At 33.4% G+C, this 26,240-nt stretch carries 29 protein-coding genes and 1 tRNA gene; 11 read left to right on the forward strand and 19 right to left on the reverse strand.

What is annotated here, in order from left to right:
* Positions 1 to 208: 208 nt before the first annotated feature.
* From istB to ACQH2P_RS09905, 5 genes are all read right to left on the reverse strand, one after another.
* Complete coding sequence (gene istB, locus ACQH2P_RS09885) at positions 209 to 916, reverse strand: IS21-like element helper ATPase IstB (protein WP_425362751.1); 708 nt, start codon at positions 914 to 916, stop codon at positions 209 to 211.
* Entirely contained in the window at positions 917 to 2,431 is a 1,515-nt protein-coding gene (istA, locus tag ACQH2P_RS09890; protein WP_425363970.1) for an IS21 family transposase, read from the reverse strand.
* A 122-nt stretch (positions 2,432 to 2,553) separates the two neighbouring features.
* Positions 2,554 to 4,626: a hypothetical protein gene (locus ACQH2P_RS09895; protein WP_425363971.1), complete on the reverse strand. Its 2,073-nt coding sequence runs from the start codon at positions 4,624 to 4,626 to the stop codon at positions 2,554 to 2,556.
* A gap of 42 nt (positions 4,627 to 4,668) precedes the next feature.
* Positions 4,669 to 5,562 (reverse strand): transposase, encoded by an 894-nt coding sequence (locus ACQH2P_RS09900; protein WP_425363013.1) that lies wholly within the window; start codon positions 5,560 to 5,562, stop codon positions 4,669 to 4,671.
* Between the two features lie 96 nt (positions 5,563 to 5,658).
* Entirely contained in the window at positions 5,659 to 6,390 is a 732-nt protein-coding gene (locus ACQH2P_RS09905; protein WP_425363972.1) for a leucine-rich repeat domain-containing protein, read from the reverse strand.
* Positions 6,391 to 6,809: 419 nt separating this feature from the next.
* Between ACQH2P_RS09905 and ACQH2P_RS09910 the strand changes: the two genes are divergently transcribed.
* From ACQH2P_RS09910 to ACQH2P_RS09925, 4 genes are read left to right on the forward strand one after another with little or no spacing between them, the layout of a single operon-like run.
* Positions 6,810 to 7,511, forward strand: coding sequence for a hypothetical protein (locus ACQH2P_RS09910; RefSeq protein ID WP_425363973.1), 702 nt, complete (start codon positions 6,810 to 6,812; stop codon positions 7,509 to 7,511).
* 25 nt (positions 7,512 to 7,536) lie between these two features.
* Positions 7,537 to 7,788 carry a hypothetical protein gene (locus tag ACQH2P_RS09915; protein ID WP_425363974.1) on the forward strand — a complete coding sequence of 84 codons (252 nt, stop codon included), beginning with the start codon at positions 7,537 to 7,539 and terminating at the stop codon, positions 7,786 to 7,788.
* Positions 7,789 to 7,806: 18 nt separating this feature from the next.
* Positions 7,807 to 8,343 carry a hypothetical protein gene (locus ACQH2P_RS09920; RefSeq protein WP_425363423.1) on the forward strand — a complete coding sequence of 179 codons (537 nt, stop codon included), beginning with the start codon at positions 7,807 to 7,809 and terminating at the stop codon, positions 8,341 to 8,343.
* Positions 8,333 to 8,785, forward strand: coding sequence for a lysozyme (locus ACQH2P_RS09925; protein WP_425363975.1), 453 nt, complete (start codon positions 8,333 to 8,335; stop codon positions 8,783 to 8,785). The genes ACQH2P_RS09920 and ACQH2P_RS09925 overlap by 11 nt, the downstream gene beginning before the upstream one ends.
* Before the next feature lie 21 nt (positions 8,786 to 8,806).
* On the opposite strand, the gene ACQH2P_RS09930 is transcribed toward ACQH2P_RS09925, so the two are convergent.
* On the reverse strand, positions 8,807 to 8,929 hold the full coding sequence (locus ACQH2P_RS09930; protein ID WP_425363425.1) for a hypothetical protein: 123 nt from the start codon (positions 8,927 to 8,929) through the stop codon (positions 8,807 to 8,809).
* Positions 8,930 to 9,009: 80 nt separating this feature from the next.
* Between ACQH2P_RS09930 and ACQH2P_RS09935 the strand changes: the two genes are divergently transcribed.
* Positions 9,010 to 9,516 (forward strand): hypothetical protein, encoded by a 507-nt coding sequence (locus tag ACQH2P_RS09935; RefSeq protein WP_425363976.1) that lies wholly within the window; start codon positions 9,010 to 9,012, stop codon positions 9,514 to 9,516.
* A 103-nt stretch (positions 9,517 to 9,619) separates the two neighbouring features.
* A complete protein-coding gene (locus ACQH2P_RS09940) occupies positions 9,620 to 10,954 on the forward strand; it encodes an MFS transporter (protein ID WP_425363427.1) in 1,335 nt (444 codons plus the stop codon).
* Here the strand turns inward: ACQH2P_RS09940 and ACQH2P_RS09945 are convergent.
* The 5 genes from ACQH2P_RS09945 to ACQH2P_RS09965 form a co-directional block, all read right to left on the reverse strand.
* Positions 10,935 to 11,648, reverse strand: coding sequence for an HD domain-containing protein (locus tag ACQH2P_RS09945; RefSeq protein WP_425363977.1), 714 nt, complete (start codon positions 11,646 to 11,648; stop codon positions 10,935 to 10,937). The two genes, ACQH2P_RS09940 and ACQH2P_RS09945, sit on opposite strands and share 20 nt — an antisense overlap.
* A 405-nt stretch (positions 11,649 to 12,053) precedes the next feature.
* Positions 12,054 to 12,716, reverse strand: coding sequence for a leucine-rich repeat domain-containing protein (locus tag ACQH2P_RS09950; RefSeq protein ID WP_425363978.1), 663 nt, complete (start codon positions 12,714 to 12,716; stop codon positions 12,054 to 12,056).
* Between the two features lie 105 nt (positions 12,717 to 12,821).
* On the reverse strand, positions 12,822 to 13,685 hold the full coding sequence (locus ACQH2P_RS09955; protein ID WP_425363979.1) for a sensor histidine kinase: 864 nt from the start codon (positions 13,683 to 13,685) through the stop codon (positions 12,822 to 12,824).
* Positions 13,679 to 14,562, reverse strand: a protein-coding gene (locus ACQH2P_RS09960; RefSeq protein ID WP_425363003.1) for an IS630 family transposase whose coding sequence is annotated in 2 segments (ribosomal slippage) — positions 13,679 to 14,239 and positions 14,242 to 14,562 — 882 coding nt in all. Because the reading frame shifts where the segments join, the coding sequence is not laid out codon by codon here. Before ACQH2P_RS09960 ends, ACQH2P_RS09955 begins: the two co-directional genes overlap by 7 nt.
* A gap of 64 nt (positions 14,563 to 14,626) precedes the next feature.
* Positions 14,627 to 14,794: a hypothetical protein gene (locus ACQH2P_RS09965; protein ID WP_425363980.1), complete on the reverse strand. Its 168-nt coding sequence runs from the start codon at positions 14,792 to 14,794 to the stop codon at positions 14,627 to 14,629.
* A gap of 472 nt (positions 14,795 to 15,266) precedes the next feature.
* On the opposite strand from ACQH2P_RS09965, the gene ACQH2P_RS09970 reads away from it, so the two are divergent.
* A complete protein-coding gene (locus ACQH2P_RS09970; protein ID WP_425364158.1) occupies positions 15,267 to 16,097 on the forward strand; it encodes a DNA adenine methylase in 831 nt (276 codons plus the stop codon).
* Between the two features lie 57 nt (positions 16,098 to 16,154).
* On the opposite strand, the gene ACQH2P_RS09975 is transcribed toward ACQH2P_RS09970, so the two are convergent.
* The 4 genes from ACQH2P_RS09975 to ACQH2P_RS09990 form a co-directional block, all read right to left on the reverse strand.
* The gene (locus tag ACQH2P_RS09975) at positions 16,155 to 17,501 is read right to left on the reverse strand and encodes a tyrosine-type recombinase/integrase (protein ID WP_425363981.1); all 1,347 of its coding nucleotides are present in this window, start codon (positions 17,499 to 17,501) and stop codon (positions 16,155 to 16,157) included.
* An 858-nt stretch (positions 17,502 to 18,359) separates the two neighbouring features.
* Complete coding sequence (gene recN / locus ACQH2P_RS09980) at positions 18,360 to 20,150, reverse strand: DNA repair protein RecN (protein WP_425363982.1); 1,791 nt, start codon at positions 20,148 to 20,150, stop codon at positions 18,360 to 18,362.
* Between the two features lie 6 nt (positions 20,151 to 20,156).
* The gene (locus ACQH2P_RS09985) at positions 20,157 to 20,915 is read right to left on the reverse strand and encodes an outer membrane protein assembly factor BamD (protein ID WP_425363983.1); all 759 of its coding nucleotides are present in this window, start codon (positions 20,913 to 20,915) and stop codon (positions 20,157 to 20,159) included.
* Between the two features lie 139 nt (positions 20,916 to 21,054).
* Positions 21,055 to 21,139 (reverse strand) — tRNA-Leu (locus ACQH2P_RS09990).
* Positions 21,140 to 21,334: 195 nt separating this feature from the next.
* On the opposite strand from ACQH2P_RS09990, the gene ACQH2P_RS09995 reads away from it, so the two are divergent.
* Positions 21,335 to 22,069, forward strand: a complete 735-nt coding sequence (locus ACQH2P_RS09995) for a Bax inhibitor-1/YccA family protein (protein WP_425363984.1) — start codon at positions 21,335 to 21,337, stop codon at positions 22,067 to 22,069.
* A gap of 185 nt (positions 22,070 to 22,254) precedes the next feature.
* On the opposite strand, the gene ACQH2P_RS10000 is transcribed toward ACQH2P_RS09995, so the two are convergent.
* Positions 22,255 to 22,656 carry a DUF6314 family protein gene (locus tag ACQH2P_RS10000; protein WP_425363985.1) on the reverse strand — a complete coding sequence of 134 codons (402 nt, stop codon included), beginning with the start codon at positions 22,654 to 22,656 and terminating at the stop codon, positions 22,255 to 22,257.
* A gap of 66 nt (positions 22,657 to 22,722) precedes the next feature.
* On the opposite strand from ACQH2P_RS10000, the gene ACQH2P_RS10005 reads away from it, so the two are divergent.
* Both ACQH2P_RS10005 and tnpB read left to right on the forward strand, forming a co-directional pair.
* Positions 22,723 to 23,148: a hypothetical protein gene (locus tag ACQH2P_RS10005; protein WP_425362592.1), complete on the forward strand. Its 426-nt coding sequence runs from the start codon at positions 22,723 to 22,725 to the stop codon at positions 23,146 to 23,148.
* Positions 23,136 to 23,489 carry an IS66 family insertion sequence element accessory protein TnpB gene (gene tnpB, locus ACQH2P_RS10010; protein ID WP_425362591.1) on the forward strand — a complete coding sequence of 118 codons (354 nt, stop codon included), beginning with the start codon at positions 23,136 to 23,138 and terminating at the stop codon, positions 23,487 to 23,489. Before ACQH2P_RS10005 ends, tnpB begins: the two co-directional genes overlap by 13 nt.
* On the opposite strand, the gene ACQH2P_RS10015 is transcribed toward tnpB, so the two are convergent.
* The 3 genes from ACQH2P_RS10015 to ACQH2P_RS10025 are packed head-to-tail and all read right to left on the reverse strand — an operon-like array spanning position 23,486 to position 25,131.
* Complete coding sequence (locus ACQH2P_RS10015) at positions 23,486 to 24,595, reverse strand: IS66 family transposase (RefSeq protein WP_425362622.1); 1,110 nt, start codon at positions 24,593 to 24,595, stop codon at positions 23,486 to 23,488. The two genes, tnpB and ACQH2P_RS10015, sit on opposite strands and share 4 nt — an antisense overlap.
* Positions 24,596 to 24,633: 38 nt before the next feature.
* Positions 24,634 to 24,867, reverse strand: a complete 234-nt coding sequence (locus ACQH2P_RS10020; protein ID WP_425362621.1) for a hypothetical protein — start codon at positions 24,865 to 24,867, stop codon at positions 24,634 to 24,636.
* A 30-nt stretch (positions 24,868 to 24,897) separates the two neighbouring features.
* Positions 24,898 to 25,131: a hypothetical protein gene (locus ACQH2P_RS10025; RefSeq protein ID WP_425362620.1), complete on the reverse strand. Its 234-nt coding sequence runs from the start codon at positions 25,129 to 25,131 to the stop codon at positions 24,898 to 24,900.
* 195 nt (positions 25,132 to 25,326) lie between these two features.
* Here ACQH2P_RS10025 and ACQH2P_RS10030 point away from each other — a divergent pair.
* A protein-coding gene (locus ACQH2P_RS10030; RefSeq protein WP_425362619.1) for an IS630 family transposase occupies positions 25,327 to 26,210 on the forward strand; the annotation gives its coding sequence in 2 pieces (ribosomal slippage) (positions 25,327 to 25,647 and positions 25,650 to 26,210; 882 coding nt in all).
* Positions 26,211 to 26,240: the final 30 nt, after the last annotated feature.

Here is a 26,240-nt window from a genome sequence, read left to right on the forward strand (position 1 = left end):
CAAGTTGTTATTAACTCAGCAATCTTTGTATGATCAGGTAATTCGGCTTTACATGTAAATTGTAATCATCTATTGACCCCCTATTGTAATAAACTATTGACCCCCCTTGACCACAAAAAAAATTAGTTAATTTTGGTTAAAATTCAGATAAAATCCCCTAAAATCATTGGTAATTTTTAATTTATATAATAGTATATTATTTTAATCTTTATTCTGCATCTTTTCCTCCTCTAAAACTTTTATTACCAGTTTCTATGATTTGACAATGATGGGTTAGCCTATCGATAATTGCCTTTGTTGCCTTAGGATTACCAAATATATCTTCCCATTCTTCAAATCTCAAATGGGTGGTTATGATAAGCGAGGACTGTTCATATAATTTTGCAAACAGCTCAAATAGTAAGAATCTAGCCTCGGGCTTTATTGGTACATAGCCCAGTTCATCTATCACAATAACATTGAACCTCTTAACTGAATCGATGAATTTGAGCTCATAGTTATGCATTCTAGCATTTAGTAATTGGCTAGCTAATTCATTTAAAGTGTAGAACCTTACCCTGCAACCCTTTTCAACTGCAGTAAATGCTAAACCAATTGCTAGATGAGTCTTGCCTGACCCAGAACCACCAATTAACATTATATTCTGCTGATTATCAACAACTTTTTGTATATCACAATGGCTAACCAATTTAGCTTGGCTAGTGTCCGAAAGTAGCTTTATTGTAGGAAACCTAGCTAGCTGTAGTCGATAACTCAATGAACGTGATTTTTTATACTGACATTCTGCTTCAAGAAGCCTTTTTAATGCTTCATATACTGCTCCCACAGGCATTTCTTTTGCTAAATCCATCTCTGTTAACTGCATCTTCATTCCTGCTAAACCCAATTTATCTAATAATAATATTAACTCCTTCATTTAATTTTCCTCCACTACTGAATAGGTTGTTAAATGTATTTTACTGTAACTGCTGCAATCAGCGTCTGGTGGAGTTTTTAACTGAATAAACTTATATTCATTGATATCTACTTGTATAGCTGGTTGTAAATACTGCTCAACTAATTTAGCACTACAGCCACCAATAGTAATTGCTAAATTACAGGCATTAGTCACCTTGTCTAATCCATACTTATTAACCAACTGCAGAATTGCTATAAATTGTTTATCACTGTCCTTGTAGTTTTCCAGTTTATTGCGTATCTTACTAAATACCTCTGGTAATAAGCTCATAAGCTCTTTAAAGGGAGCACCATTACGCAAAGCCCCTGGTTTACGTTCCAGAGCTGAGATATAATGCCATGGATTATAAATCTTCTGGTAGCGATTGAAACAGCGAACATGCTCTCCTATAACCTTGCTTTCATATAGGATAACTATCTCCCAGGCATAGGATTTAATTTGCACAGCAACACCTACATATTCACACGGAACGCTATACATATTAGTATCATATTGCACAAGGCTTAAAGGCGAAACTATAGTTGGATGCAATCTGTAAGCTGTAAATTCTCCTCTATATTTTATTAAATATGGCTTTTCTTCCTCATATACTTCAAAGATTGTCCGCTCTTTAAAGTCAGGATGCTGTCTAGTTTTAGACCAATTTAAAGACATCTCTCTGAGTTGATAATTGATATCTTCATAGCTTTCCCCTGTCAGTATTGGTGTAAAAAAGTTACGTCTAGTATCACCTACTCGTTTTTCAACTCGCCCCTTCTCCCAACCAGATGCTGGAGTACAAGCAGTCGGTTCAAATAAATAATGAGATGCCATCTGAACAAACTTTTCGTTAAAAATACGATTCCTGCCGACTAATATCTCTTTAACGGCTGTCTTCATATTATCATAAATTCCCTTCTTACAGCAGCCAGCAAAAAACTTAAAGGCTTCTTCATGTGCTTTCATCACCATCTCAAGTTGCTCGTTAGGGTAGACAATAACCAAAGAATGACGGCTGTAGCATAGTGTTATTCTTGCAGCCTTTACTCTAATAATCTCACCATCTAAACATATCTCCTCTTCTCCCCAGTCAAATTGAAAAGATTCTCCAGGTTCAAAATTTAGTGGAATAAAAACTTGTTGACCCTTTGCTTCGCGTTCTCTACGAAATGCCCTGACAATTAGATTCACAGTTTCATAACTTCCTGTGTAACCCGATATCTGTAGCTGTTGGTATAGTTTCTTTGCCGTCATTCTGCGTCGAACCGGCTCCTTGCTATTCTCTACTAATAACTGATTTAGTACTGCAAGATGATTACCAAGAACCGGTTTATCTTTGGTATATTTTGCTAACTCAAATTTGGTTTGATCACTACGAATGACTTTTTTTACTGTATTCTTTGATATATTCAATTCTCTAGCAATTTTTTTAATTGCCTTACCATCAACGTGGTACATCCTACGTATTCTTCCTATTGTTTCCACTATAAACACCCCTTTAAAACTCCTTAAAAAAAATATTAACAATATTAATTTTTCGGAGATATTGTTACTTATTTAGGGGGTCAATTTTCATTACAATTTTTCCTTTAAAGGGGTCAATAGATGATTACAATTTACACTTTACAGACAGTAGAGAAAAATTTCACATAGTCATATTGCTGCTGTAAGCAATAACCATAGTCTTGTATCTGATGCTTAAGCTGAGAATTATCAGACTCAGCATATTCAGCAAAAATCTCCACTGCTATCTGCAAGTTTATTATGGCATCTGATATGCTATCTATTTGCTTATTAAGTACTTTTTGCAATCTTGATAATAATTCCAGCCCTAGAAAATATTCACCTTCACTATGTTGTTTCAGTTCGTTGTAATTAATTGATGAGGGTACCCAATTTTTGACAAGATGATAATTCTCAGAAAATGCATTGAGTGGATTGACATTTAAGCACTGAGTTGCATTACCAATAGCTTTAACTATCACCTCTAATAGTTGATTAAAGTTATTACTTGCAGTATTTAACAGATGAGATGAACATTCCATAGCTTTCTTCGAAATAGTGATATTGACCATATCACCTTTAGCGTCAGAATATTTGGATGACTCTTCTATTGCTGCAAGTAAGTCAGGTATAGTTAACTCACCTTCTCCACTTGGTTTATAGAATAGATGTATTGAGCAATTATTAATCAGTGCTTTGTGTTCATCTGTTGCCCCTTGATTGTCTTTTAATATTTTATCTATAGATTTTTTGATATGATCAATATTTTTATTTGGTGATACATGGCTAACTACTAAAGATATGCTGCCCTCTATAGACCCAATATCCTTAAAACTTTTTATAAAATTAGATAGTGTTTCAAGGAAATCATTACCTCTTTTACTCCTTAAATCCGATTCATTTACCACCAACACAAATTTTAGCTGCTCTGTAGTTTCAAAGAGCCTTTTAATATAGAATCTGTTAACGATTTCTAGAACAAGCTCAGTATCATTAAAGCCAGGACAATCCCAAATGGTTGTACCTTTAGCAACACATTTATTAGGAATCTTAGTCTCGGAAGCCATTTTATGACCAATGACAATATCTTTAATCGGTTGCATCGCATCAATAACCAGTTCGTCAGTTTCATCATCAAAAATCGCTTGCAGCTTCCTGCCACTAAACAAGTGAGCAAGTGTACTCTTGCCAGCCCCAGTATTACCAAGCAGCAATATTCCTTGCTTGCTATGGTCTTGCAGGCGGTCGTTACCATCTCGGATTAGACTTGATACTTGCTGGATAGTAGCCTGCTCATCATTATTAAACTGATTATCCCCATCTGCTACCTCAAATAATTTCACAACCGGTATATTTGGTATATATTCTTTCACTTTTGCCTCCTCTATAGCTTTTAATTTATTAGCCTCCTCTTGTTCTTTAAGCTTTGCCTCTTGCTCAAGTCTCTCAGCCTCTTGTCTGGCTTTATTAGCAAAATCTCTATTAATCTTTAGGACTGTTTGTATCTCCTTCGCTCCAGCATCTCCTATCTGGTTAAAACTAAGGTCAAGAGTAGTAATAGATTTATTATCCTTTAAGGCTTCTGCTAAATCTTTCGCTCCAGCATCTCTTATCTGGTTATTATAAAGGGAAAGATTAGTAATAGAGTGATTAATCTTTAAGGCTTCTGCTAAATCTTTCGCTCCAGCAGCTCCTATCTGGTTAGAATTAAGGGAAAGATTAGTAATAGATTTATTAACCTTTAAGGCTTCTGCTAAATCTTTCGCTCCAGCAGCTCCTATCTGGTTAGAATTAAGGGAAAGATTAGTAATAGATTTATTAACCTTTAAGGCTTCTGCTAAATCTTTCGCTCCAGCAGCTCCTATCTGGTTAGAATTAAGGGAAAGATTAGTAATAGATTTATTAACCTTTAAGGCTTCTGCTAAATCTTTCGCTCCAGCAGCTCCTATCTGGTTACCACCAAGGTTAAGAGTAGTAATAGATTGATTAATCTTTAAGGCTTCTGCTAAATCTTTCGCTTCAGCAGCTCCTATCTGGTTATTACTAAGGTCAAGAGTAGTAATAGATTTATTATCCTTTAAGGGTTTTGCTAAATCTTTCGCTCCAGCATCTCCTATCTTGTTATTTTGAAGGTAAAGAGTAGTAATAGATTTATTATCCTTTAAGCCTTCTGCTAAATCTTTCACTCCAGCAGCTCCTATCTGGTTAGAATAAAGGTAAAATGCCAATTAAGAGCAAAACCGAGTTTGCATCATGAATAGAGCTACCGAAATTTTACCAAAAACATGTACCATAAGCCCATTGTAAGATCTGACCTTACTAGCTATTTGTATATTGGTCTTTTCTTCAATCCAATTAAATAGCGACTCTATGGGTTGCCTCACGCTTGATATTGCACTGGATAGTAGTCTATCTGCCGCATCTAACAATTCCTGCCCTTTAGCTTTCTTAACCGGGGTGTATAGAGTAATACCACCTTGATCTGCAACTGGCTGATTCCCTGTTTGATAGGCTTTGTCTGCGAAAACCCTACTATTTTCTGGTAATTGCTTAGATAATTCCTCATAAAACCTTATATCTGCAGTACCAGCATCCGTTATTCCAAAATATTGCGGTATAGGCAAGTATCCCTTTTTGTAACTTCCCGCTGCATGTAATTTAATCCCGTAATAATGGAGTTTTTTAGTTGCACAGTAACCATTATTAGTCGCAATCTCTGGAGCTATTTTTGCGTTAAATCTTCTACCTCTATGAGCTAATATTATTGGCATAGAATCCAAAAGTAATGGATAAGACTGATTATAATCTTTTGGAAGTTGGTGATAGAGAGCTGTCATTAAACCGCTAAACAGATGAGAAACTTTATTTAATCTCTGTACAAAAGCTACATAGCTTGGTAACGCTTTAAACCAGTCACGCAAGTGCCTATCGGTATATTCATAAATTTCCTTAACTGTATGGCGTTTACTCATAATACCGAATATATAGATTGTCATAACCTCTTCATCCGAGAAAGTTAAATTTGAATAATTAGAAATACGTGCCATGTTTTTTCTTAACTTATGTTGATATTCTTTGCAAATAAATAGGTAGAGTGATATTAATTGTGATTGCCAATCCATATAAAATGCCATTTTACGTTGAAAACAAAGACATTTTATCTATTGGATTGGTACTTTTCAAGCATTCACTTAGTCTTCTTCAGCTCTTAATTCGCATTAAAGAATAGTAATAGATTTATTAACCTTTAAGGCTTCTGCTAAATCTTTCACTCCAGCATCTCCTATCTGGTTCTGTTGAAGGTTAAGATTAGTAATAGATTTATTAACCTTTAAGGCCTCTGCTAAATCTTTCGCTCCAGCAGCTCCTATCTGGTTATTATCAAGGAAAAGATTAGTAATAGATTTATTATCCTTTAAGGCTTCTGCTAAATCTTTCGCTCCAGCATCTCCTATCCGGTTAGTAGAAAGGTGAAGAAAAGTAATAGATTTGTTATCCTTTAAGGCTTCTGCTAAATCTTTCGCTCCAGCATCTCCTATCTGGTTATTAGTAAGGTTAAGAGTAGTAATAGATTGATTAATCTGCAAGGCTTCAGTTAGATACTTCGCTCCAGCATCTCCTATCTGGTTGGAATCAAGGTTAAGAGAAGTAATAAATTTATTATCCTTTAAGGCTTCTGCTAAATCTTTCGCTCCAGCAGCTCCTATCCGGTTAGCAGAAAGGTGAAGATTAGTAATAGATTTATTATCCTTTAAGGCTTCTGCTAAATCTTTCGCTCCAGCATCTCCTATCTGGTTAGAATAAAGGTTAAGAGTAGTAATAGATTGATTAATCTTTAAGGCTTCTGCTAAATCTTTCGCTCCAGCATCTCCTATCTGGTTATTACTAAGGGAAAGATTAGTAATAGAGTTGTTTTTTATTTGTTGTATAATAGTTTGTTCTAATGGCATTTTTTCCTCTCTTTATATTTAGGTTAAAAGTGATTAGTACTTAAATAGTTATCAATGAAGTACTGTTATTCCATCTCTGTATCGTTGGCATTAACGGGTTAGCTATATGCTACTTTCATGGTTCTCTGTAACCGTTCTCAAAGGTCTCATGATGCCAAAAAACTTTTATTATTAATTGTTTTTAACAATAGCCACATCAATCCATCTAAGATTAAATAATAATAATTTGTCAAACAACTAAATAACTACTTGTCACTATTTTTCTAGTAAGAGTTGTGATTTTTTTAGCATCACTATTGTAAAACAACTTAAATTATACTAGTAAAAATATGAGGTAAAAATATCACAAAATATGATGCAAATTGTGATTTTTTATGATATAATAACTCTCCTACAATACAGATACTACAGGGGATTATATGAGAAAAATTGCAGTCAGATTTAACAAGTTACAAGATATCGAAAATCTTAAAAAAATCATGAGAAATGTTTACGCGAGTAATAGTGATCATTTACCGGATATCGCTAAATTTCATTTGGGCGAGAAGATTTTTATACCGAATCAGGTAGATAAAGCAGAGTTGCACATAATAACTGCCAACGGCACTGAAATTATAACATTTTCTAAAGCTACACTAAGCTTTTATTTAGGTACGCAACATCCTTTTACTAAAGTAACCATGACCTCTGAGGATGAAGGTAATTATATTGTCCTGCCTTGGAATTTAGATAGCCGAGTTGGTAGAGATAATCTGAAGAACCTAATAAACCGGATTCCTAGCAATGTAAAAGAGCTAAAATACATCATCTATGTTAATAGTTATGACAGCCTAAGTAGTCTTAGTCTTGAGAATAGCAAAGATTTAAGCCAAAGCCTAACCTCACTAGCTAGTTTGCACCTATCAGATATTATGGCAGAAGATGAAACCGAAAGCTTGCTTAATAAAATAGGTAATTTAGAACAAAGCCTAAGAGAAAGAGATAATGTTGTTAATCAGAAGCAAGCTCAGATTAGTAGTTTAACTACGCAAGTTAATAATATGAGTTCACAAGTTAATAGCTTAAATACACAAGTTTATAGTAATAGCTCGCAAGTTAGGAGTTTAACTACGCAAATTTAATAGCAAGGACTCGCAAATTAATAGTATGACTACGAAAATCGCTAATTTAACTACGCAAGTTAATAATCTACAAGCTAGCAATAACTCTTATTCTAACCAAATTAACCAATTTAATAGTAACAAGAATAGCTATCATCTTGAATCAAGTAATTATCTATATAATAAGGTATATAAATTGACTAATTATACCGGTAAGTTAATAGCAAATGCCAGTATACAGTACCGTGATAGTGAGACTCATAGTGTTGTAGCATTAGAATTTACTCCTATTTGGTAATAAAATTAGATTATTTATATGATAGCAATATTAAGTGCCTTTATAGGATTTTGCAGTAGTTTTATACCGGAGGTTTTGCATTTCCTCAGGGACAAAAAAGACAAGGAACATGAGCTTAAATTAATTGATTTGCAGTTAAAAGCTTTAAAGACTGGTCATAGTGCTAGGCTTGAGGAAATCCAAATTAAGGCTGATAACGATGAGAATAAATATCTATATCAATATGCTGGTATACAAACAACCAGTAACAGCAGTAATAATTGGGTAGATTTTTTGGCTACCAGTGTTAGACCAATGATTACTTATATATTTTTTCTGCTCTATGTAGCATTAAAAATAGCTATCTTTATAAGATTTGGTGCATCAATTGACACCATATGGAGCAGTGAAGATCAGGGGATATTCTGTGCCGTTATTGGTTTTTGGTTCGGTCATCGGGCTTTTGGCAGATACCGAGTTAATGGTAACAATAAAGGTTATCTCTATGGTAATGGCAGTGGTAACGGTCACACCTATGTCAATGGTAGTGGCAATGGTAAGATTAATGGCTACTAATATTACTAGCAATGATAAAGCAGAATACATCATTAAAAGCTTTGAAGGACTGAGGCTACAACCATATTACTGCCCGGCTGGTTTAAAAACTATTGGCTGGGGGCATGTGATAAAAGAGTACGAGCAACAACAAATGTCTGATGGTATATCACGAGAACATGCTGACTACTTACTAGAGCAGGATGTAGAACAAGCTAAATATGCCATTTATCGACATTGCGGCGTACCATTAAACTACTGCCAAGAAGGGGCTTTGATATCATTTGTCTTTAACTGTGGAGCTGGTGCCTTTCAAGCTTCCAGTTTAAGACAAAAGCTGCTGCGAGGTGAATATTTACTAGCTGCCGATGAATTCCCTAAATGGGTTTATGCCCGTGGTGTCAAGCTTAAGGGTTTGATTAGAAGACGATTAATAGAGAGAGCAGTATTTTTACAAAACTAGATATGACAGGTAATTTTGTCGTCATGTTATAGCTAATCCGATTAGCATTACTCCGTCATTGCGAGGAGGCGTAAGCCTACGAAGCAATCCATTTTTAATCACTTTTATGGATTGCTTCGTCGCTACTAAAGTAGCTCCTCGCAATGACGTCAATTTACTATAGCTAAATGCTAATTAGATTAGTTATATAAACAAACAACATCACGTATAACAAGGATAAAAAAATGAAAGCCGCAAGGATAAAAATAGAAAAGAATCAAGAGCAGTATCAAAACATTGTTAGCCAAAATATTGTTAATTTATGCAAAAAGAAAAATAGACCTCAAGAAGTTGTGGTAAATGATACTGTAAAACAAATTTCTGCTACCCCTGAGGTGATGCCACAAACTGTTGAACAGGCAAGGAAACACTACGCTATTTCTAGCAATGATGATAGCGTTGCCAGACAGAATATCATTGAGGCAAATGAGTCAATAGCTGAAAAAGTGAAAGAACTGCATGAGTTGGAGGAGATACATCAAAAAGTAATCTGCAAGGAAGATAGTCTAAAGCTAGAAGTGATGAACTATATGCAATTCCACATTTATCTAAAAATGGGCGATAATGTTCTTGTCTCGTGGAAAAACTGTACCCGCAGAACATTTGACCTACCAAAATTCAAAGGTGATTACCCTGAAATATATAGCGAATATGTCAAAGAAATTTCTCCCAGACTGTTTAAGCTTTATTGAACGTTAGTTGTAGTGATAATATTACAAATAAAGATTTTTAGTTTTATTTGTAATATTATTTTTTCTTGCTATCATTAATAGCTAGTCTATTAATGATAAAAAAATGATAGGATATCCACAACAACAAGCAAGTTTTAAAAAACAACAAAAAGAAGCTGTGGGGTTACTATCAATAGGAACCTTCCTTGAATATTTTGATTTGATGCTTTATGTTCAGATGGCAGTATTTCTTAATGAGTTATTTTTTAAACTTAATGATTCTCACTCAAGTTCTTTTATGAGGACGATTGCCCTTTGTTCTACGTTTATTTTTCGACCTGTTGGAGCATTAATATTTGGTTGGTTGGGTGATAATATCGGGCGTAAGTCAACAGTTATTTTTACAACTGTTACTATGGCTGCATCATGTGTTGTTATGGCTAATCTGCCTACTTATGACCAAATAGGAGGTGCAGTAGCCTGGATAGTGACCATCTGCCGGGCTGTACAAGGTATATCTTCTATGGGCGAGATAGTAGGGGCAGAACTTTATTTAACTGAAATGCTTCACCCACCAATACAATATGCAAGTGTTGGATTTATAGGGGCTTGTGCTACCCTTGGAACGTTAGCTGCTTTAGGGGTTGCATTACTTGTTACTTCTTATGGCGTTAGTTGGCGGGGGGCATTCTGGCTAGGTGCAATAGTTGCCTTTGTTGGTTCTGTTGCAAGACAAAAACTTAGAGAAACACCAGACTTTGCTGATGCCAAACGTCGAATAAAAACAGTTTTTACAAAAACTAATACAGATATAAATATTTTAGAAAATAATCGCTTTTGGCAAGAGAAAGTTAATAAAAAAACCGTAATAGCTTTCTTTTTATTACAATGTGTTGCACCGGTATGTTTTTATTTTATTTATATATATTGTGCTAATATTTTAAAAACTAGCTTTGATTATACACTGACTGAAGTTATTCAGCATAATTTTCTTGTCTGTATAATGGAACTGTTAACCACATTAATATTATGTTATTTAAGTTTAAAAGTGCCACCATTATTAACTATAAAAATTATACTTATAATATTTTCTATTTTTATGATATTTTGTCCGTATTTATTGAATAATATTAATTCTCCTTATCAGTTATTTTTGATTCAATTCATTATAATCTTATGGAAGAAATGTTTAAGTCCTGCTACTCCCATTTTTTTAAAAAGCTTTCCTATATTTAAACGTTTCACCTATGCTAGCGTAATATTTGCTGTATCTCATGCTGTGATGTATATTATTAGTTTTTCTGGTTTTGTCTACCTTGTTGAGCATTTTGGCAATTGGGGAATATGGATTATTATGATTCCGACAATTATCGGTTTTGCCTACGGGTTATCTCATTTTGAAAATCTGGCAAAACCGGATGAAATCACCTACTCAAAAATTAGAAAATGTATAGTATAGGCTTATAGTCAATAGATAAATTTTGGTAACATAGATTTATTAATTGTTGCTCGGCTGTTGGTATTTCCAAGCGAACACAAAGAGTTATAAAATAGCCTATAGTTTCCCGAACTATCTTCAGTGCCTTTTCTGGTGATTTAGCCCCTAGTGTTTGTAGGTTGTGAATGCGGTCAAATAATTTAATCAATACCACGTCAAATCTCTTCTGTTGAGATAATAAATCCAAAGTCTCTTTGGAGCTAATCTTGCCGTAAGGTTTGACCCTTGTTAGAGCTTCCACTTGACTAGCAATAGTACTGCCAAAAATTCGAGCAATCATCTCTTCTGTAAGGGTTGTATCTTCGATCGTGTCGTGCAGTAAACTGGTAACGATCATGTCAGTTTTAAACAATTGGTGAATTTCTTGGGCTGTACACTGAGCAACCATGTAGGCTACTTCTATTGGATGAGAATAATAGGGATCGCCGGATTGTCGCATTTGACTACCATGATATTTCTTAGCATAATAGATAGCTTTGGTAATTTCGCTGATATCTACGGGATGAGTTGCTTGTTTGTTTAGTAAAATCAATTTATTAAGTAACTTAGCAGAATATTCGCAACGCTCAAACTTTGCCTGCCAATTTTCAATATCTTCCATAAAATATCTCTCCTTTATTTTAATTGTACTTTGATAATAACTCACCTTACGCATAATCCCCATGGCAATTTAAAAATTGCAGAAAAATAATGGTGTCATTGCGAGACCACGTGAGTGTAGTGGCAATCCACATTCATTAGATTGCTTCGTCGCCACCAAAGTGGCTCCTCGCAATGACGCCTGGCTGTTTTTCCTATGACTTTTAATACCATGCGTAAGGTGAGATAATAATTATAATATTTTAATTTAGCTGGTCGATCAACCAGCTAAAAATTGGTTGTCATGTACCTGGGTTACAAAGTTGCATTTACTCCACCCTTAGTTTTTTGTTGTGACTTTCTAGAGTTTCAGTTAACAGCTCTTCTACATGATAACTAATATTTTCATTGTCAAAATCTGTGAACTCTATTACTATTTTGCTTGTAATTTTATTATTAGACTCTAGAATTTCCACCAGTTTTATTGCCACATTGTCAGTAATATTGTTATACTAAGGTCTATTTGGCTGATGGTTCTATTAGTTTCCAAAGCTTTAACAAGCTGGATAATCCCAACATCACCAATATCATTATTACTAAGAGATATTTTCTTTATAGTGTTATTATTTTTTAGAAGTCTTGCTAGTATGATTGCTCCTTTATCACTAATATTATTGCTACCAATATCCACTTGCTTTATAATTTTATTATTTGTCAGAACTCCTGCTAGTATATCCACCCCCTCATCGCCAATATCATTGCCTCTAAGACTTATTTGCTTTATGGTTTTATCATTTTCTAGAAATTCATCTAGTATGATTAGTCCCTGAACCCCGATATTATTATATTCAATATCTATATTAATCAAACTATGATTATTCTCTAACAGTTCGATAAGCAGACTTAGTCCATCAAGGCCAATATCGTTGCTGCAAAGACGTATTGCGGTTATAAGCTTATTATGTTCTAAAACTTTGCCAACTATTTCAATTCCTTCTAAAGCTACACGAACTTTGATAAGTTCTATACAAGTTATATTATTGCTCTGCAAAACTTCTCTAAGTATTTGTGCAGCACTATTAGTGATATTATTTATTTTTTCATTTGTTAAATTATTTTGTTGATCTTTAACATTGGTAGTCATAAAATTAACTCCTATTTTTTGTTTTTCGGATAGACACTGAGGTTAGAGTGAAATTTGTTCGATTGTCTTCTAACCTCGGTGCTTGACACCACACCACGTGGCATCCTAGTTATTAGTAATATTGTTGTCATCGTTAAGCTCTTCAGTTGAATATAATGTTACCGGTACTTGCAAAGTAAAGCTTGTTCCCTTACCTTGCTGGCTAGTAATATTAACTTTACCGTTCAGATTGCCAATAAATTGTTTGACTAAACTTAGACCTAAACCTAAATCCGTTACCAATTCTTCACCAGTAGCTTTGCTAGTCGAGCTAGTAAAAGTAGAGCTATCAAGACCATTTAATTGCTTATAGATATATTGTTGCTGCTCTTCAGACATACCAATGCCTGTATCATGAACAATGAATTGTAAAGTATCTTTGCCTCTTGTAGCTTCTCCACCACCACAATCTTTATCAATTTCTGAGAGTATGTGGCTTGCTGGAAAAAAAGAGGTGGCTACCTTAACGATGCCTTCTTTTGCAGTGAAATTAATGGCATTAGTAATTAACTGAGTTAATATTGCTTCAAGTCGGTAACTATCAGCAATGATGATATCTGGGATGTCCTTGTAGAAATTAGTTACAAGCTTTATGCCTTTATAGTTAGAGGGTATTGTTAGTTTATCAATAACGTTGTTTACTAACTTCCTAGGGTTGGATTTATTAGGAATCATCGGTACTAATGCTACTTTTGTGGTAGCAATTAAGTTTGAATGACACTTAACAAAGTTTAGCATAGTTTGGCTGTACTCCATTTGCACTCTAGTACAATTGATAATATCAATTATAGAATGCTCTTTAACGTCATCTTTCTCCAATTCAAGGAGTCCTGTAGCAATGTCCCAAATGGTAATACCGGAAGTTTTTATAGTAAGAAATGTATTTGTTATAAAGTTGTGGTAGATGAAATTAGTTATAGCACTTAACATATAGGTTCATACATTATTTTAAACGTTCTACAACTTGCCTCAAATACAGAAATACCTTTATCTAATAATTTTCTAATGTTATTTTTTATCGGAAACCAATGATGTTCAATAGGATTTAAATCAGGGGAATAAGGTGGTAAAAATTTTAGTTTGCAGCCAGCTTTTTCAATTAATTCTTTAGCCCTTTTGGATTTATGAAAGCTTGCATTATCAGCAATGACAACCTGTCCAGGCTTTAGCTCCGGCACAAGGCAATTTTCTATATAAGCTTCAAATACCTTACTATCACAGCTCCCAGTAAAGACTAGTGATGCGATTAAACTATTCTGATTTAACGCACCAATAAAACTTGTTCTTTCACTACGTTTTCCCGATTTACTCCCATTACAACGACTTCCTTTCATTGACCATCCATATTCATATGATTCATTATCATTTATGCCCGCTTCATCAAGATAAACACGTTTCTCTTTCGGCACTTTTTCTAATTCACTGAGAAAATCTTGTCGCTTTCCTTCATCTCTTTCTTTATACGCATATGTCTTTTTTTTCGAGTAATGTTGAGTTTCTTTAAAGCTCGGCTGATAGTCATTATACTTGCAACATTATCTAATTCTTTTGCTATTTCTGTAAGCGTTAACGAGTTACCTTTTTCTACTAAATGACGCAACTCCGATAAATCAGGGATTTTATGACCATATCCTTTCTGGTATCCCTCCTTTGACTTTATATCTCCAGTTTGTTTCTTTAATCTAATCCAATCATAGATTATTGACCGACTAATTTTAAAGGTTTCGCATGTAAGTGCTACTTTCTTATATTTCTCATAATGTTCTATAACTCTAGAACGTAAATCGTAACTGTAGGGGGATGCCATATTGCTATTATAAAATTTTTTTATTATTTATCATTATAACTTATTTGAATCCATATGTTAAGTGCTATACTTGTAGATTTTTCTTGGTTTGTTGCAGCTCAACAATAATGTCACTATTGATATTATTTGTTTTCTTGTTAGTTCCGGGGATTTTGTCACCGGCAACATTTTTATTGATATTTTTTTTCCCTGTAGATTTGTTTTTTTGTTGATATTTAATATCGGTAGGCATAGAATTAACTCCTATTTTGCTCTTGGTGAAGTAGACACTGAGGTTAGAGAAAAATTTTGTAGATTACTATCTAACCTTAGTGCTTGACATTTACACTATTGTAACGTCACTTTAACAAATACTATCATTTTTCCCCAGAGTAAAGGGGAATTTTCACGATTGATAATCTTTTTTTTAATTTTGTTTGAATAGTGTCAATCTAATAACATTAGCTAAAATTGTTATTATAGTTGCTGGCTAGAGAGCTGATAAGTAAGCCGTAATTTAGTTAGTCGTTGATATATACTCTTCTTTTTCTAAGAATTGACTTGGCAAAATTCCAGACCGCTCACCTACTTACTACATTCAATTATACTCACAATTCTTATGGTACTTTTGTGATAATTATGGTACAATAAGCGACTTATTTATTAATTGCATTGTTAGTTCAATTATTAAGATTAAGTCTTTACTTAAGTCAATACCAATTATAATTATGCCTAATACCACGACTAAGCCCAAACCATTTATCTATTGGGTTGGCGGCAAGAGGAAAATCGCCGATCAATTAATAGACCGCTTTCCTACTTCTCTCTCGTTAAATAATTATTATGAGCCTTTTCTTGGCGGTGGGGCGTTGTTCTTTAAAATCAAGGATAGATTCAAACAATGTTTTCTATCTGATATTAATTTAGAATTAATTACCAGCTATAATATGGTAAAAAAGAATCCAACAGCAGTAGGTGATTTATTGTCCAAACACAAAGAGCATCACTCAAAAGAATATTATTACAGTGTAGTAAACAATGATAACAGCAATGACCCTACTAACATTACTGCTCGGTTTCTTTATTTAAATAAATATTCTTTTAATGGTATTTATTGTGTCAACAAAAAGGGCAAGCTTTGCTTGCACTTTTCTACTCATAACCATGGTATTTCTCATTTTAAGAACAGACTAAAACAATGTAGTAGCTTTCTAAGTGACACCTTAATTTACGTCACTGATTTCTCGTTTATCGAACCTAAGGAAAATGATTTTGTTTATTTTGACCCACCTTATCATAAGGCTGGAGAGAAGTTTTATACTCGATTGCCCTTTAATGAGCATGAACAAATTAGGCTGAGAGATTTTGCCAAGGAACTCACTAGCAAAGGGGTAAAACTAATGATTTCCAATAGTGATACCAATTTTATCAGAGAGATATACCAAGATTTTACCATAAATACTGTTGACATTAAATACACCATAACCGGACAAAAAGTAAACGTACAGAAAGAAATCGCCAAAGAGCTTATCATTACTAATTATGCCGACAAATAAGCTGAAGTATATGCTGATTACTCAACATATACTCAGTATTACTCTTGTGTTTATATATTATTTAGTTATCTGTTGCGTCAATTCTTCAATCATTTTTTGCTGTGCTTTAATCTGACTTTGCAGTGCCTCAATAGTATTATTAGCTTCAATATTATCAGCAATTTCTTTTGTCGCCTTTGGCATAGTTATTTCATTTTTTGGAAAAAATCCTAGGTCTTCTAGAATCTTGTCTAATGGAACCGCAGATTTGTCCTGGAACTCTCTAACTTGCTCCTTCCCTATAATATCATATACTCCAGTTGACCTTTGATCCTTATGACCTAAAGCCTCAGCTATTATCTCTCTATCTGCTCCAACTTTACGCATCCAACTGCCGTGTGTTCTTCTTAAATCATGTATCCTTAAATCTTCAATACCAGCCAATTTACAAATTTTCTGCCAAATATAATCAGGGGAGGCTATGTGACCACTTTTACTCTGATCGCTAGGAAATACCCATATTGATTTATTATTATTCTCTTTTTCTCTTCCTGTCAATATCCTTAGGGCGGAGTTCACTAAATGAACTCTTTGTGTTTTATTATTTTTAGCAGACTTAGCTGGTATAGACCATGTCATATTTTCAAAATTAATATCCTGCCATTTCATAGAAAAAACATTACTTTTCCTTGCTCCAGTGAATAATAGCATTAATATCACATCCGCAATTATCCTAGTACATTTCTCAATAACTACATTAATGAACCTTGACAGTTCCTCTTGGGTTGCAATATATCTTTCTCTGACGTTTTCTAGATTTTTCTCAATATCCTTTGCTGGATTCTTATCTAACATTTGCCATCTAATACCTCTATTGAACATCGCACTAAATAACTTAAGAAAGTTGTTAGCACTATATATACCTCTATTATTACTAATATTATTAAACGTTTTCTGAATATCATCCATTGTCACAGTAGATATTTTTATTTCATAATAATCTTTACCATATAGAGTCATTTTAGCAATATCAGACTTCCAGCCCTTATTCTTACGTTTACAGTGTTCTTCAATATATTTATCAAAGAACTCTTTAACGGTTAACTTGGTTAGTTTATCATCTATTGGATTATTTGTAATAGCTAATTTTTCAAGAGGGTTAATGCCTTTTGCTATCTGGTTTTTTAGTTCAGCAGCTTTATTCCTTGCTTCTAGTACCGAAATATAAGGGAATCTACCTAAGTTAATTGTACGACTACGACCTTTCTTCTCCACTGTTTTACGTAAGTAAAAAGTCTTACTTCTTTTGCTTGCAATAAGAAACAAGCCCTTTTCTTTGGTATCATTATAAAAATCTTGTTTAGTTTTAGGAAGAATAATTTTACTTACAGTGTCTTGAGTAAAATGCGAATTAAAAGTTGTCATATACCTACCTCAATTATGTTATTAGTTTCAACAGTGTTGTCACTGATGATGTTATTGATATTTTTTATTTAGATTAAGTGGTTTTTTATTGATTTTTAATATAGGAGGGCATAGAGTTGAATCCTGTTTTTTGTTTTTCGGAAAATAGACACTGAGGTTAGAGTGAAATTTGTTCGATTGTCTTCTAACCTCGGTGCTTGACACTACACCACGTAGTATCGTCTTTCACAAATACTATTATTTTTCCGCAGAGTAAAGGGGATTTTTTAATAAAACTAAGATTTTTTTAAAGTTCTTTAGAATAGTGTTGATCTAATAACAGCCACTAAAATTGTTATTGCAGCTTTTCAAGAGGGTTAGCATTTGGTAGCTCTGGTTGTTTATTTTTGGAAGATGAAATGAACTGGTGTCATATATCTAGCTAAACTAAATTTGTTACATAATTAATTAATATAATTAATAGAATTATGTAGAAATATATAAAGTTAATTAGGTATTTAAATTAATATATTTTTATTGACTATTATAACAATAATTCAACTAAAAGTATGGTTTTAAAAATAATATTTTTATAGTAGTTTTATAGTAGATTTTTGGGTATATTCCTCAATTTTTACAAGAAATTGACCAATATATTAAGTTAAAATAATGTGCAAAATATTAATTAAAATTAGAGGAGAAAGGCTTATGAGTACTAGGGTTTCAAGGGTGCAAAACAATAGCGGAAATAGTGCCATTGCGAGGGTGCAAATTTCACCCTGTGTTCCTCGCAATGACGACATAATGCTAGTCGAGTTAGCTTTAAAGGACTTGGTAATGGTTTAATAAACATTATTCAATAGCTATATTCCAGATGACTTAAGGATGTAGCAACTCTTTAGCTACTTTCAAGCTTGCATCAGTAATGGATTTTCCTGAGATCATGCGAGCAAGTTCAGTTTGTCTTTCCTGAAGATTTAGACTTTTTACAGTAATTTTAGTGGTTTTATCCAATTGTAACTTGTTGACAATAATATGCTGATCCGCCTTACCTGCTACTTGAGGTTGGTGAGTAATGACAATCACTTGGGCAATAGAACTAAGTTTTTTAAGTTTTTCTCCGACTTTATCGGCTACGATACCACCAATTCCTGTATCTATTTCATCAAAAATAATAGTGTCTTTGAGTGACTTATCAAAAAGACAGGTTTTTATGGCTAACATAAACCTTGATAATTCACCACCAGAGGCAATTTTATCAATGGGGGCAAGTTTCATACCTGGATTGGTTGAAGCAACGAAACGCACATTATCAATACCATCAGACATCTTGCATAACAGTGTCTGAGAGGTAATTTTGTCGCCAGAATTAACCTCAGAATCGTACGAAAAGGATATAGCACTACTTTCCGGATCTTGCTTAATTTCTTCTGAAAACTCCTTGCTCATGTTTAATTCTACAAAATTTTTATTATCAGGATTATTTTTAGGCAATATTTCTATTTTAAAAATTGCCTTTTCCATTTTAAGTTGCTCAAGCTCTTTTTGTATAGCTATCTCTAGGTTTTTTGCACTAATAGAACGCTTGTATGATAAAGCTTCAGCTAGTTCAAAATATTTTTTATATTCTACTCGCTTGTTAATATCTAGGGTTTTAACATTATTGATTTTACTTTTAAGAGCATTTAATTGTTGGTTAGAATTATCAAAAAATCCAGGTATTTTTTCACAAGAAATATTATATTTTCGTGCTATATCACGGATTTTAAATAGCCTTTCTTCCACTTCATCTAAGTTAAATTCACTTTTATCAAAGTTATTAATAATGCTCTGTAATTTTATACACGCTTCTTCTAAGCTATTATAGCAATCATCTAGATTTAATGAAATAGAAGAAAATTCTGCATTTTGCCGTAAATTACGATCTATCAAACGTTGAGCATTATTAATTGACTTATTAATTTCAGGGGCTTCAAGATATGATAATATATCTTGAGTTACTTGTATTTCTTTATCACGATTTTGTAAACTACGCCTTATAGTAACAAGTTTTTCTTCTTCTCCTGCTTGATAATCAAGAACTTCTAATTCCTTGGTTACAAAGGTTAAATAATCTATTTCTTGTTCTATATGCTCTTTATCTCTGGTAACTTTATTGATTTCTTTAGTAGTTGCCTGTAAAATGTCGAAATGCTTTGATAATTCATCTCTTAACCCTAGAAGGTCTCCATAATCGTCTAGAATGTTAATATGAGAGAAAGGGTTAAGAAGAGAAGTATGACTGTTTTGCCCATGAAGTTCAAATAAACAATCTGCTACTTGTTGCAAGGTATTTACCGTTACTACTTGGTCATTAATAAGAAATTTTTTGCGGTTGTTAGGCTTTTGAATACGTTTTATTAATAACTCTTGGTCATATTCAATATTAAATTGTTCCAAAAGCTTTTTTAAATCATTATTAAGAGTGAATGTCGTAGCAACCGAACAATAATCGTACCCATGCTTTATTACATTATCAGAGAATTTGTTACCTAAAGAGAATAAAATTGCATCTAGCAAGACAGACTTACCAGCTCCAGTTTCTCCGGTAATTACACATAGTCCTTTTTCAAACTCTATTTCCAATTCGTCTATCAGAATAAAGTTCTTAACCGAAAGACTTTGTAACATTAGATTTCATTCTTTTAAAGAGTTCTTAATTAGTGAGTAGCAATATTTATACCACATACTGTTTGGATAATTATGACCGAGTACCGCGGCATATTTCTTCGCTTCATTGTTAAGCCCTAGCATTAAATAACTTTCTACTAATCGATAAAGTGCTTCTGGTATATGTGATGTAGTTTGGTAATTATCGACAATAAGCTGAAATCTATTGATAGCAGCTATGGGGTTATTTCTCCTGAGATAATAGCGACCTACATCCATTTCTTTACCGGCTAAATGATCATTTACTAGATCGATTTTTAAAGCTGCATCAATTGAATATTTTGTTTTTGGGAAAAGTTTTATAACATCCTCAAAACTCTTTTTAGCTAAAAAGGTTCTTGATTGATCAAGTTGTACATTTGAGATTTGCATATAATATGATAGTGCTTTTAGGTAATAGGCATATGCAATGTCTTCATGCATTGGATGAAGCGTAATGAAAGTATCTAATACATCTACCGTTTCCTCATACTGACCTGCCAAAAACAATGAATATGACTGCATTAACTCAGCTTGAGGAGTCATTTTATTACCAGGGTCTTGATAAAAAATTCTCGAGAATTCTTCGGCAGCCTTCAAATATTTTTGCTTTTCCAGTAAAATAAGACCAGAATTATATAATTCTGGAGCTGGAGCAATTAAATCTTCATCCGTATTCTTAGTTTTACAACCAGATAGGACTAAGCAGGTAGTGATTGTATAAAATAATAATTTTGCTAATTTCATATAGAACTGACAAGTTTTTTAAACTTAATTTATACACGAAACATTAAGGCGTATACAAGATTAATTTTGAAAATTATTTTTCATAGATTTTGAGAGCTATACTCAAATCCAATTCTTCAAATCATTTGAGTATATTTATTGGTACCTCTGACCGGACTTGAACCAGCACGCCTTTTGGGCTGTAGATTTTGAGTCTACCGTGTCTACCATTCCACCACAGAGGCTAAATATGTCTATTAATAGATTCTCTAAAATTAAGTTATCTATTTTTAGACCTTATGAGTAAAATAGCTATATCTTTGTATTATGTAAATAATATTTTAGAATTTTCTTCTTGAAAATAAAAGGCTTGCCGCCTATATTATATAGTATAGTATAAATTATATAGTATAAATAATAACATATTCATGGGGTTTCTTATGGTTGATTATACAAAAACTTTTACTGCCACTCAGAAAACATATGATGTAGGACTGAGAGAATACATGCTGAAAGTCTATAATTATATGGCTTTGGCTTTGGTATTAACTGGAGTAACAGCCCTTGCTACTATATCATTTGAGCCATTAGCCAGACTTTTATTTCAGATTGGACCAAATGGACAATTTATGGGCAATACTGGTTTGGGAACGTTGGTGATGTTTTCTCCTCTGGGGATTGCTTTGTATTTCTTTATGGGCTTCGGTAAGATGAGTCTAGAAACTACTAAAGTGTTGTTCTGGCTTTATGCTGCTTTAACTGGTATGTCTCTAGCATCTCTTGGACTTATCTATACAGGAGAGTCAATTGCTCGGACTTTCTTCATCTGCTCATCTGTCTTTGGGGCAATGAGTCTTTATGGCTACAGTACCAACAGGGATTTGACATCAATGGGATCATTTGTTGTTATGGGATTATTTGGTCTTCTCATTGTATCGTTGGTTAACATGTTCTTACAAAGTTCAGCTATATACTTTGCAACGTCTCTAATTGGGGTTGCCATATTTATGGGTCTTATTGCATGGGATACTCAAAAAATTAAGTCGATGTATTTTATGTCTGGTGGTGGAGAATTAGGACAAAAAATGTCTATAATGGCTGCCTTTAGCTTATATTTAGACTTTATCAACTTGTTCCTATATCTTCTAAGATTCTTTGGTAATAGAAGAAACTAGCTCTTATTCTTTCATACTTTAAAGGATTGGTTATCCTTTAAAGTATGTAATGTGTTCCTTGTCATTCCTGCGTAGGCGGGAATCTATGATATCTCAGAGCTTTCTGAACGTTATTTTAGGTTCCCGCCCGCATACGCGGGGATGACAAACATTTGCCTTATTGTTATGGATAAATACTAATCGGATTAGCTATATATTCTAGTAAAACTAGTTTTTATTGTATAATCCTTACTAGGTCCTGAAATCTTATAACTCAGTTCAAAATAATCTTCATTCAAGAATATGTAACTAGCTTGATAAATATCCAAGTTACATTGATGTATAGCTTCAGCCTGGCAAGGAGTATTAGAGATAAAATGCATTTGGTAAAATAAAGCATTATTATTCTCATTAACAAAATATTTAACAATTTTATTTTGCTCTAGAGAGTATAGATATTCCTTAAAGGCTCTTACCTTATTGGTATTACCGTGATAGTTGACATCAAGTTCCTCTCTATATAATATACCCGGATATTTTGAGTATAAATGTTCTTTATCCTCTATAAAATAAGCAATTCCCTTAGCTGTGCCGTATACTTGCAGCAAAACTGCATAACTCTATCTAATTTTTTTGTTAGTATAAAATTTATTTTATACATTTGGGTTCCTACTATGCAAATACCATCAATTACTGTTGAGCAAGTAGCTCAGCAATTTAAAGCCTGGCGTCAAACTAAAACTAACAAGTTTGATCCCATACCAAACCATCTAAAGGAATTAGTTCGCCAGCTACTCCATCACTATTCTTGCAAAGATATAGCCAAACATCTCAATATTAATAAAACAATAATTAGTTCAATTCAACAAGCCCATCAACCTTCCCTCAAAACTTCTCCTACCTCAACTTCAAATAAAGTTCTACAACACGATATTAATTTTCTCCCATTTCAACTAGTAAATTCTATAGATACTGATCCTGTGGCTACTCCCAAACAAAATTACTACACTTGCCACATTATTAAGCCAAATGGTACCAAGCTTATTATTCAAACACTAGAGCTAAAAACCATAATTCAAACATTTCTATGCTGCAACTAACCCCTCAGTCAGTTATTTTTGTTGCCACTATTGCCATCGACTTTCGTAAGGGTATCGATGGTTTAATAGCTGTTTGCAGACAAAAACTTTCTTCCAACCCTCTTAATGGTTCCTTGTTTTTATTCTATAATAAAAACAGAACTGCCATTAAAATTTTGTCCTTTGACGGTCAAGGCTTTTGGTTATGCTCTAAACGCCTATCCAAAGGTAAATTTACGGCAAAACTTTCCCCATCTGATAATTCATCTTATCAGATTTGTTATAGAACCTTACACATTCTTATTCATAATGGCGATCCTAGTTCTGCCAAACTCTCCAATGATTGGCTTCCTGTCATTTAAGCTGCCGTCTCGATTAATTCCGTATTATTTATATATCTTGCATAGGCAAAAGGCGTATAATCCTCAGGATGCTTCTTTGCTTTGCTACTCTGCTCTTGCAGCCAATTTAAATATTTAAAGGCATTGATTTCATTCTCACTACAAGTCTTTACTATACTATACAGACCACTATGTATCTCAGCACTATTGATTGTTTTAAAGAATAATGAATTCTTCCTTTGTAAAATAATGGTACGTAGTGACCTCTCAGCCCAATTATTATCAAGACTGCTAACTGGAATTTTCAAAAATTGCGTCAAACCTTCTTTATTATTTAACCAATATTTCATAGCTTGCCCAAACCTACTATTAGGCTCAACTTTCTTGTCGTTAAATAATTCATCTATTTTGTTATATATATTTTCTATATATTTACTGCTATGTTCCTGATGGTACTTCAGCTTCTCCTCAAGGCTCATCTCTTTACATTGATGTTCATTATGGTAAATCCCAGCAGTCTGTTTGAGAAAATATCCGCATTCTTCAGGGTAATATGGTTCATTCTCTGTAAATTTTCTCTGCCCATGTGACAAACAATTGATCATCACTATTATTGCCAGTAATTCTTTATCTGCTTCTGATAATACCGGGTTATTATTGTTACTTGCATCAGTCATTAAATGAATAGAATCAGTTCTATTCTTACGATTCTTTAGTATGTTACCAATATTCTCCCCGCCATGCTTATTACCGGTAAAATATAAAACTATCACCTCATTATTGGCAGTCTTAGCACATATAGTAGTGGTATAACAGCTGCGTCCTTTCTTATTTTGAGCTCGTAATTTTTTATTGGCTACAGTAATTTCTAAAATTCTAGCTCTAGTATCATCAAGGTTCAGTGAACTACATTCGGCAGCCATTTCTAATAATACCCTGTAAATTTCAGCTCCACCATCTTCTTGCCAAACATCTAAATATTGTTGCCACAGAGTGCTATATGATACAGGAACCCCGCTTAAACTTTGCAACCTAGATAAACGATAGAAGGGAGTACCGTAGGTCTTTTGTAACACTATTGCACTTTTGCTACTATTTGTCCATTTGTTGATATTCTTATTGTTCATAACTGTATAATCGCAAGCATTACAGCGTAACGTTTTCTTTACATATCTGTTGACTGTAATTGGAGCATTACCTGTAAATTGTAGCAATTTTCTAGCTTCACTATTATAGAGTTTACCATTATCACAGTGAGGACAGCTATCACCACTACAAAAATTCTCAGGAGATAAATAGCTGGTATTCGCATCCTGATAATCATCAAATCCATATTTACCTTGCCAATTACTGCGATCTCTCTTCTTGGACTCATCGTACTCTTCTTCATTACCACCATTCTTATTATCAGATTCACTCGGTGGTTCTTTTAATGAATCTGAACTATCTTTTTTATGTTATCTGCCTTAAAACCAATCATCATCTCCTTAAGCTTATTTATACTGATGTTTGATGATGCTAGCTTGTCTATTAGTTCGTTACAAAATTTCACAAGTTCTATCACCGCTTGCTGATCATCTCCTGTTAATGAATTTGCCTTAATATGCTGGATTAGTTCTTCTCGTTCCTCAGCACTTAAGGTCGCTACTTTTGGCTTTTTCATTTTGATTCATTCATTACGTTTAATAATTGAAATGTTATAGTATAACTGATAGTTTTTCAACTAGTTTTTTTATTAATCGGTGATACTTGCATAGTAGGAACCCAAATTTATAAAATAAATTCATACTATAGCACTTAACATATGGATTCAAATAAGTTATAATGATAAATAATAAAAAAATTATATAATAGAAATATGGCATCCCCCTACAGTTACGATTTACGTTCTAGAGTTATAGAACATTATGAGAAATATAAGAAAGTAGCACTTACATGCGAAACCTTTAAAATTAGTCGGTCAATAATCTATGATTGGATTAGATTAAAGAAACAAACTGGAGATATAAAGTCAAAGGAGGGATACCAGAAAGGATATGGTCATAAAATCCCTGATTTATCGGAGTTGCGTCATTTAGTAGAAAAGGGTAACTCGTTAACGCTTACAGAAATAGCAAAAGAATTAGATAATGTTGCAAGTATAATGACTATCAGCCGAGCTTTAAAGAAACTCAACATTACTCGAAAAAAAAGACATATGCGTATAAAGAAAGAGATGAAGGAAAGCGACAAGATTTTCTCAGTGAATTAGAAAAAGTGCCGATAGAGAGACGTGTTTATCTTGATGAAGCGGGCATAAATGATAATGAATCATATGAATATGGATGGTCAATGAAAGGAAGTCGTTGTAATGGGAGTAAATCGGGAAAACGTAGTGAAAGAACAAGTTTTATTGGTGCGTTAAATCAGAATAGTTTAATCGCATCACTAGTCTTTACTGGGAGCTGTGATAGTAAGGTATTTGAAGCTTATATAGAAAATTGCCTTGTGCCGGAGCTAAAGCCTGGACAGGTTGTCATTGCTGATAATGCAAGCTTTCATAAATCCAAAAGGGCTAAAGAATTAATTGAAAAAGCTGGCTGCAAACTAAAATTTTTACCACCTTATTCCCCTGATTTAAATCCTATTGAACATCATTGGTTTCCGATAAAAAATAACATTAGAAAATTATTAGATAAAGGTATTTCTGTATTTGAGGCAAGTTGTAGAACGTTTAAAATAATGTATGAACCTATATGTTAAGTGCTATACCAAAAAAATTTAATAGAGTTA

The sequence above is a fragment of the Candidatus Tisiphia endosymbiont of Hybos culiciformis genome (assembly GCF_964030975.1).
Classification (GTDB): Bacteria; Pseudomonadota; Alphaproteobacteria; order Rickettsiales; family Rickettsiaceae; genus Tisiphia.

Coding starts and splice junctions, on each gene's coding strand:
- istB (WP_425362751.1), bottom strand. CDS start 916: ATGAAGGAGTTAATATTATTATTAGATAAATTGGGTTTAGCAGGAATG.
- ACQH2P_RS09900 (WP_425363013.1), bottom strand. CDS start 5,562: ATGGATTGGCAATCACAATTAATATCACTCTACCTATTTATTTGCAAA.
- ACQH2P_RS09905 (WP_425363972.1), bottom strand. CDS start 6,390: ATGCCATTAGAACAAACTATTATACAACAAATAAAAAACAACTCTATT.
- ACQH2P_RS09910 (WP_425363973.1), top strand. CDS start 6,810: ATGAGAAAAATTGCAGTCAGATTTAACAAGTTACAAGATATCGAAAAT.
- ACQH2P_RS09915 (WP_425363974.1), top strand. CDS start 7,537: ATGACTACGAAAATCGCTAATTTAACTACGCAAGTTAATAATCTACAA.
- ACQH2P_RS09920 (WP_425363423.1), top strand. CDS start 7,807: ATGATAGCAATATTAAGTGCCTTTATAGGATTTTGCAGTAGTTTTATA.
- ACQH2P_RS09925 (WP_425363975.1), top strand. CDS start 8,333: ATGGCTACTAATATTACTAGCAATGATAAAGCAGAATACATCATTAAA.
- ACQH2P_RS09935 (WP_425363976.1), top strand. CDS start 9,010: ATGAAAGCCGCAAGGATAAAAATAGAAAAGAATCAAGAGCAGTATCAA.
- ACQH2P_RS09940 (WP_425363427.1), top strand. CDS start 9,620: ATGATAGGATATCCACAACAACAAGCAAGTTTTAAAAAACAACAAAAA.
- ACQH2P_RS09945 (WP_425363977.1), bottom strand. CDS start 11,648: ATGCGTAAGGTGAGTTATTATCAAAGTACAATTAAAATAAAGGAGAGA.
- ACQH2P_RS09950 (WP_425363978.1), bottom strand. CDS start 12,716: ATGACTACCAATGTTAAAGATCAACAAAATAATTTAACAAATGAAAAA.
- ACQH2P_RS09955 (WP_425363979.1), bottom strand. CDS start 13,685: ATGTTAAGTGCTATAACTAATTTCATCTACCACAACTTTATAACAAAT.
- ACQH2P_RS09965 (WP_425363980.1), bottom strand. CDS start 14,794: ATGCCTACCGATATTAAATATCAACAAAAAAACAAATCTACAGGGAAA.
- ACQH2P_RS09975 (WP_425363981.1), bottom strand. CDS start 17,501: ATGACAACTTTTAATTCGCATTTTACTCAAGACACTGTAAGTAAAATT.
- recN (WP_425363982.1), bottom strand. CDS start 20,150: ATGTTACAAAGTCTTTCGGTTAAGAACTTTATTCTGATAGACGAATTG.
- ACQH2P_RS09985 (WP_425363983.1), bottom strand. CDS start 20,915: ATGAAATTAGCAAAATTATTATTTTATACAATCACTACCTGCTTAGTC.
- ACQH2P_RS09995 (WP_425363984.1), top strand. CDS start 21,335: ATGGTTGATTATACAAAAACTTTTACTGCCACTCAGAAAACATATGAT.
- ACQH2P_RS10005 (WP_425362592.1), top strand. CDS start 22,723: ATGCAAATACCATCAATTACTGTTGAGCAAGTAGCTCAGCAATTTAAA.
- tnpB (WP_425362591.1), top strand. CDS start 23,136: ATGCTGCAACTAACCCCTCAGTCAGTTATTTTTGTTGCCACTATTGCC.
- ACQH2P_RS10015 (WP_425362622.1), bottom strand. CDS start 24,595: ATGAACAATAAGAATATCAACAAATGGACAAATAGTAGCAAAAGTGCA.
- ACQH2P_RS10020 (WP_425362621.1), bottom strand. CDS start 24,867: ATGGTGGTAATGAAGAAGAGTACGATGAGTCCAAGAAGAGAGATCGCA.
- ACQH2P_RS10025 (WP_425362620.1), bottom strand. CDS start 25,131: ATGAAAAAGCCAAAAGTAGCGACCTTAAGTGCTGAGGAACGAGAAGAA.